The following is a 4,504-nucleotide window of genomic DNA, read 5'->3' as shown; positions in this document are numbered from 1 at the left end:
TCGGCATCCACGGATCTACGCTGTTTCGCCTGCTGTCGCAGTGCGCAGAGCGCGTCGCGTGAAGATGGCTTCGAGCGCAGAGTCCAGCGACGTTTCGTTTTCTGGACGTACCTTGAGAAAATTCGCGAAATTTCCGGCAGGTTCACGAGCGTGCGTTAGCTCGATCAAGATTACCATTCAAGCAGCTGGCTGCACCCATCCGGGTGTCTGGGCAATCGAATTGCCTTACTGTTCAATGTTGAAGTCGGATACAGGGAGAACGATTATGTCAATGGTAACGTCCAGCACTCTAAAGAGAGCTTTCGTGGGTGATGGTTATGATGTTTCAAATCCGAAGTCAAACATGGCTATGGATGGGGCGACATACGGTAATGCGGGGGGATTTAAGGACCTTCTGTTCTCCATATTGACATTCGGGATCTATTCCTTTGTCAAATCAGGCAAGATGGATCAGAAAAGAGCGGCCATCGAAGTGGCCATTAGAGACCTTCATCAGCAGATTGAGAGCAAGGCGCGGGTGGGCCATGTTTCGGTGAAGGTCGACGGTAAAATGCTGAGCATTTCGGAAGTTAGTTTTGCTGGAAATATTGATTTGCACATTATGTTTGATGATGAAAAAGTCGGCGTAATTCAGAATACAGATTTGAAGTCGTTCCAGAAAAATCTGGCGGCGGAAGTTGGCCCTGTGCCGAAGCTGTATGATGATAGCAAAGATGTTTACGATGGGCCTGTATATTAACCCCTCGTTGTTTCTCCCTCTGATTGGTAATCAGAAGTCGGCCCTGAACGATTCATTTTCGGTTTCTTCAGACGTCGGGGTTGAACGCATTCCATTACACACAAGTTGGTCTGAGCGGCTTGTCTGCTTGCGTGGTACGACTGGGCAGGTGTGCAACTCCTCAACGCAATCTGATGAGGATTCCTTATCTAATTGAGAAGCCATGACCCGTTTTGCTTAACTTGACAAAGCCCGTCGAACGAACGCCGCTGGCGGGCTCGCGAAGAATCTATCGGATCATTATGTCTGCTGTGACTGCACAAACGTTTGCACGAGCTTTTCTCGGGAAGGATCGATCTGGTGAGTCGTTCCGGGGCGGGACGCACGAAGCCTTCCGGGGACGCGTGGACGGAAAGAACATTCCCACGTTTGGCAGAGAGGTCTTTCGGCGCGTCACAGCCACCGCTGAAGAAAGCATGGCCAGGCAGGCCGGGGATTTCGACATTTCACGCTCCCGTGGGACAGTGACTGCGACGATCACCCTGTTGACTGCTTTTATTGGACTGCTCATCGAGCGGGTTTGCAAGTGCATCAGCAGCCACCAGAAAGAAGACGCCGTAACACAAGCGGTGGTCGATCTTCATGAGAAAATCCTCGCTAGAGAATTTTCGGATGAGGGTCCGGGTAGCCGTTCTGTTTCAATAGGATTGAAACACGGCGGAGAGCTGAAGGTTTCCGAGAATGCAGGCGATAACGGCGCCGTTCTCACCATTACTGTGGGAACAGGCGTGACGTCTGAGTCTTTTGCCATCGAGGGTGGCACCATCGATGACCTCAGGGCAGTTCTGGAACAGGAAATTGTTCGGCACGAGGCAGATCATTATCGGTACAGGGAAGCCACTGAATGCATTCCACCGGCGAAACGGGCCTTGCTCAGAGGTGGGAGCGTGGAGGGGATGAGCCTGAGCGGGAGCACTGCGCTCGCACGCTATGACCGCTCGGGCAGCAAATCACGTCACCAGAAAATCCTGCGCGAATTCGTCAACATTCGCCCCGTCAACGCACAGACCCGTCGCTGGCTAGGCACCGTGGGCGCCGATGCCGCCCGCACCAAAACCGAACTGCCCGATATCATCAACGTGCTGATCGAGGAGCTGGTCCATCACCGCTACGAACTGCCGTCGCTCGCGACGCTCTCGCGCATCGCGGTTCACGCCCGCAGCACGCTTCACGAAAGCATTTACCAGGCGTTCGTCGACTCGCTGGATGCGCCGCTGACAGAACGGCTCGACGGACTGTTCGTGAACGACTCGGGCCAGACCCGCTGGGATGCACTGAAGCGCGAACCGAAGCGGCCGCGACCGCGCGAGGTGGCCAGTTTCCTGAAGCACATCCAGCAGATGCGCGAACTGGCTGACGGATTGCCATCGCCACCCGATATTCTTTCGGCACCGAAGCGCACCCAGCTCGTCATCGAGGCGCGCGCACTCGATGTGCATGAGATGCGTGCGCTCAAGCCGGCCAAACGCTACACGCTCGCCGTGCTGTTCATTTTCTCCCAGCTGCAGAAGGCACTCGACGATGTCGCGGAGATCTTCATCAAGACGGTGCGCAATCTGGAAGGCACGGCCAAGCTGCGCCTGCAACAGTACCGGCTCGCCCACGCCGATCAGGCCGAGTCACTGATCGGCCAGTTTCGCGATGTACTCAGTGTGTTGCAGGACACAAGTGTCCCGGATGCCGCGCGGGTCGAGCAAATGCGTGCGGCGCTGAACAACGATCCCGGTGATGTACTGACGCGTTGCAACGAACACATCGCGTTCGCCGGCAATCATGCCTTTCCATTCATGCTGGCGCCGTATGGGAAACTGCGCTCACTATTGTTCCAGTGCGTCGACATGCTATCGCTCAAGCCCAGCTCCCAGGATGATGAGTTGCTCATCGCGCTCACATGGATGCAGCAGTTCCGTTCGCTGCATCGCGAGAACCTGGCGCTCTCCGACGATGACGCCACCAGGTTACCACTCGAATGGATACCGGAAAAATGGGAAAAACCGGTGTTTCCGGATGGACGTGGCAGTAAATTGCTGCACCGCAAGTATTTCGAACTGTGCGTGTTCAGCCAGTTGATGCGCGAGCTCAACTCCGGCGACGTCTACGTCGAGCAGAGCGGCCAGTACGACGATCCCCGCGAGCATCAGGTGTCGTGGGATGAATTCCACGAGGAGCTGCCGCGCTACGGCGAGCTGGTCGGCTTTCCGGTCGACAGCGCCGCCTTCGTCAAAGATCTGCACGACCAGCTCAGCACGCTGGCCGATGAAGTCGACGCCGGGTTTCCGGAGAACGGCCACGTCGAGATCGGCGAGCAGGGCCTCATACTCCACAAGCTCGAGAAGGAACCGGATCCGCCGAACAAAAAGCTGATCGATCAGGCCATCACGGCAGCGATGCGGCCCGTCAGCATTCTCGACGTTCTGACCGAAACCGAGCAGTGGCTCGACCTGCATACGCTGTTCGGCCCGCTGTCGGGCTTCGAGGCAAAAATCGACGATCCTCGCAAGCGTTTCATCACGACGTTGTTCTGCTACGGCTGCAATCTCGGGCCCAGTCAGACCGCGCGCTGCGTCAAAAATCTGAGCCGCAAGCAGGTCGCATGGCTGGATCTGCGATACGTCACCGAGGAGCGCCTCGACAAGGCAATTGTCAAGGTCATCAACGCATACAACCAGTTTGCGCTGCCGAAGTTCTGGGGCTCCGGCAAGCAGGTGTCGGCCGACGGAACGAAGTGGAACCTCTACGAGCAGAACCTGCTGTCCGAATACCACATCCGATACGGCGGCTACGGCGGGATCGGCTACTACCACGTGTCGGACATGTACATCGCGCTGTTCAGCCACTTCATCCCGTGCGGCGTGCATGAGGCCGTCTACATTCTCGACGGACTGATCAGGAACACCTCCGATGTGCAGCCCGATACCGTTCACGGCGACACGCAGGCGCAAAGCACACCCGTGTTCGGTCTCGCGCACCTGCTCGGAATCAAGCTGATGCCGCGCATCCGCAACATCAGGGACCTGAGGTTCTACAAGGCCGACCTCCAGCGGTGCTATAAAAACATCAACTCACTGTTTCGCGAGTCTATCGACTGGGCGCTGATCGAACGGCATTTCCCCGACATGCTGCGCGTGGCCATCTCGATCAAGGCGGGCAAGATGACGCCGTCGACGATCCTACGCCGCCTGGGCTCGGAGACCCTGAAAAACAAGCTGAATTTTGCGTTCCGCGAACTCGGTCGCGTGATCCGCACGCTGTTCCTGCTGAAATACATCAGCGATCCGCAGATGCGCCGCACCATTAACGCAGAGACCAACAAGAGCGAACAGTTCAACGGTTTTGCGCAATGGTTGATGTTCGGCAACCAGGGCGTCATCGCCGAAAATATCAGGCACGAGCAGCGCAAGGTCATCAAATACAATCAGCTCGTCGCGAACATGGTGATCCTCTACAACGTGCAATGGATGTCGCGCACGCTCAAGGCACTGCAGGCGAAAGGGCATCCAGTCGACGCCGAGGTGCTCAAGGCATTGTCGCCGTACCGGATGGACCACATCAACCGCTTCGGCGACTACCTGTTGGACCTGCAGAAGAAAATCCTGCCGCTCGATCCGTCCATCATGTTCAATTTTGCCGCGGCGGCGTAGGTATGTCAGCGATCAGCTACGCGGTCAGGTGCGACTCGCTCATAGGGCTGCATTCCTCTTTCGGAACAAAGGGATAAACCCATTC

The 4,504-nt window shown here is 56.6% G+C and carries 2 protein-coding genes; both read left to right on the top strand.

Annotation, left to right across the window (positions count from 1 at the left end):
• On the top strand, window positions 1-739 hold a 739-nt coding region (locus tag P0D80_RS48780), incomplete at its 5' end, for a hypothetical protein (RefSeq protein ID WP_408295570.1).
• A gap of 221 nt (window positions 740-960) precedes the next feature.
• Complete coding sequence (locus tag P0D80_RS48775) at window positions 961-4,419, top strand: Tn3 family transposase (RefSeq protein WP_459252776.1); 3,459 nt, start codon at window positions 961-963, stop codon at window positions 4,417-4,419.
• Window positions 4,420-4,504 lie beyond the last annotated feature (85 nt).

The sequence above is a fragment of the Paraburkholderia sp. RL17-373-BIF-A genome, assembly GCF_046030175.1.
GTDB lineage: Bacteria > Pseudomonadota > Gammaproteobacteria > Burkholderiales > Burkholderiaceae > Paraburkholderia.
The sequence above is the reverse complement of the archived record's forward strand: the minus strand, read 5'-3'. Positions and strand labels throughout refer to the sequence as shown.